Raw genomic sequence first — 2,787 nt, forward strand, 5'->3', positions numbered from 1 at the left:
ACTTCCTTAGGTAACATCGACTGGTTAACCACCACTAAATCTACTGGATGTTTAAATGAATGTTTTTCAATTGCATGAATATGATCCTGAACCGTATATCCATCTGTTTCTCCAGGCTGAGACATGGCATTACAAAAATAGATTTTCTTACAAGGGTTCTTTTCAATAGCTTTCGAGATATCCGAAATAATTAGATTCGGCATAATTGAAGTATATAAAGATCCAATTCCATAAATAATCAAATCGGCATTTTTAATAGCTTCAATAGCCGGTTTATATGCATGCACATACTTCTGATAAAAAACATGATCGATACTGTTGTATACCGTTGGGATATTTTTTTCTCCACGAACCAGCGTGCCATCTTTCATCATTGCATATAATGTAACAACATCCAATGTACTAGGAAGAATATTCCCCTTCACATTTAATACTCTTGAAATTGATTCAATAGCTCCCATAAATGAGCCTGTAGTATTGATCATTGCCAAGAAAATCAAGTTTCCTAAATTATGACCACCCACATCTTCGCTTCCTTCAAAACGATAATTCAGCAAATCAGAGAAAAAGCCTTCATCTTCTTCATCGGCCATAGCACATAAAACATGTCGAATATCTCCAACTGCAGGAATATTGTAAATATCACGAATTCGTCCCGTACTGCCACCATCGTCGGCTACTGTAACAATGGCCGTTAAATCAACATCTTCCAAACGTTTCATACCCTTTAACATGCTTGAAAGACCTGTACCTCCACCAATTACGACTATTTTTTTCATTCTTCGTCAACTCCAATATCACGGTGCGATTTAAAACAACGATATGTATCTTTATATTCATCATACAACCAGTTACAAATCGAAACCGAGCGATGTTGACCACCTGTACATCCAATCGCAACAATCATATGAGACTTGTTCTGTTTCTCATATTGTGAGAACACAAAATCACAATAATCCTTTAGTTTCACAATAAACTCTTGTGTTTCTGGTTTATCCATTACATAGTCATATACTTCTTTTTGATTTCCTGTTTTATCTCGAAGCAATGGATCATAAAATGGGTTTGGCAAGAAACGAACATCAATGACCATATCTGCATCTAATGGTACTCCATGTTTAAATCCAAAAGATTGGAATGTGACTGTAAACACGCTTCTTTGAGCACTTTTAAAACGGTGTAAAACACGACTTGCCAAAGCAGAAGTACTTAATTTTGTCGTATCAATATGAATCGTATTCTGTGAATTCTCTTGTAGATGATCCAAAAAATCACGTTCTACTTCAATCGCATCTTCTAACGTTGTAGCCAAATGATTTACAATCATTGGATGTTGTCTTCTTGTAAAGCGATAACGTAACAACAATTCTTCATCGCTGCAATCTAAAAACAAGATTTGAAGATCGCGGTTAATATTTTCAAAGTAGCTCACAAAAGCCTGGTAATCAATAGCACTCACACTTAGTGCTACATTTTTATAATGAGACTCATCTTTTCTTAGTAAGTCTTCTAGATTATCCAACAATTCCTTAGGAAAATTATCCATACAATAATAGCCCAAATCTTCTAGAGCATTCATTGCACTTGATTTTCCGGCCCCTGACATTCCTGTCACAAGAACAATTTTATTTTCCATAATCACACATCCTTTTTGTAAATTATACCAACATTTGAACTTGAGTACAATTTTGACTATCATAATAAAAGGAGGAACACATATGAAACCATGTATATTTTTAGATATCGATGGAGTAATCAATCCGAGTCGTAAAAAGAATTCCTATTGTCTCGATTACAATTTACCAAATGTCCTGGCAAAAAAATTGAACCACCCAAAAATTGCCACACTAAACGCATATTTAGTCAATCAAGTTTATTATTGTTTTTCAAAAGAAAGTATTCAACTTTTAAAGCAACTCATTGAAAAATATGATGCTCAAATCATCATCACAAGCTCATGGAGAATAGTCTATTCATTAGAACAACTTCAGGCCATGTTTGACATATTTGATTTAGGAAAGTATGTTAAATCCGTTACCACTTTGATTAATCCACGCACAAAAGCTATTCAAGAATTTATTAATGAAAACAATGTGACAAGTTATATTATTTTAGATGATTTTGACATGTCCAACGCTTTCGATTATCATTTTGTTTATGTTCGCCACTATTTCAAAGAATCCGACTACAAAAAGGCGGACTACGCTTTATTTATTCAACAAAAGGAGTTTTCGAATTGAAAAAACACATTTTTACCATTTTTACAATCTGTAACATGCTACTGATCTTTTATTTTTCCAGTCAAAATGCAGAACAATCCACACAAACAAGTGCCTGGTTTTTACAATTTTTACCATTCTCAATGCATATCGTTCGTAAACTCGCACATTTTACAATTTATGCCATGCTTGGATTCAATACATTCTATATGTATAAGAACTATGGTGTGAAACGCTCTGCACTATACGCTTTGGTCACATGCATTCTATATGCTTGCAGTGATGAATGGCATCAATCTTTTGTCTCAGGAAGAAGCCCACAGATTACAGACATATGCATTGATACTTGCGGTGCTTTATCCCTAATTCTATTAAACATTGGTCTGATTCGATGGAAATCATCCCAAAAAGCACTCTGAAAATTGACAATTAAATGAATTATGCTACGATTCTATTGGTGATTACATGAAAAGTAAACAAATGTTCATTCTTCCAATGATAATCGTGGCTTTTTTATTTTTACTTACCTTAGCCGCAAACTCACTCCACCCTACTCGATATATTAAAT

At 34.1% G+C, this 2,787-nt stretch carries 4 protein-coding genes; 2 read left to right on the forward strand and 2 right to left on the reverse strand.

Going from position 1 to position 2,787, the window contains the following annotated elements; all coding sequences use genetic code 11:
- Together ACZQCL_RS08375 and rapZ are read right to left on the reverse strand one after the other, a co-directional pair.
- The coding region (locus ACZQCL_RS08375) for a gluconeogenesis factor YvcK family protein (protein ID WP_482482761.1) at positions 1-779 on the reverse strand (779 nt) is incomplete at its 3' end.
- Positions 776-1,636: an RNase adapter RapZ gene (gene rapZ, locus ACZQCL_RS08380; protein ID WP_186999313.1), complete on the reverse strand. Its 861-nt coding sequence runs from the start codon at positions 1,634-1,636 to the stop codon at positions 776-778. The genes ACZQCL_RS08375 and rapZ, both read right to left, overlap by 4 nt.
- An 82-nt stretch (positions 1,637-1,718) precedes the next feature.
- On the opposite strand from rapZ, the gene ACZQCL_RS08385 reads away from it, so the two are divergent.
- Both ACZQCL_RS08385 and ACZQCL_RS08390 read left to right on the forward strand, forming a co-directional pair.
- The gene (locus tag ACZQCL_RS08385; protein WP_118116398.1) at positions 1,719-2,240 is read left to right on the forward strand and encodes an HAD domain-containing protein; all 522 of its coding nucleotides are present in this window, start codon (positions 1,719-1,721) and stop codon (positions 2,238-2,240) included.
- Positions 2,237-2,638 carry a VanZ family protein gene (locus ACZQCL_RS08390; protein WP_412345582.1) on the forward strand — a complete coding sequence of 134 codons (402 nt, stop codon included), beginning with the start codon at positions 2,237-2,239 and terminating at the stop codon, positions 2,636-2,638. The genes ACZQCL_RS08385 and ACZQCL_RS08390 overlap by 4 nt, the downstream gene beginning before the upstream one ends.
- Positions 2,639-2,787 lie beyond the last annotated feature (149 nt).

The organism is Holdemanella sp. (assembly GCF_056804935.1).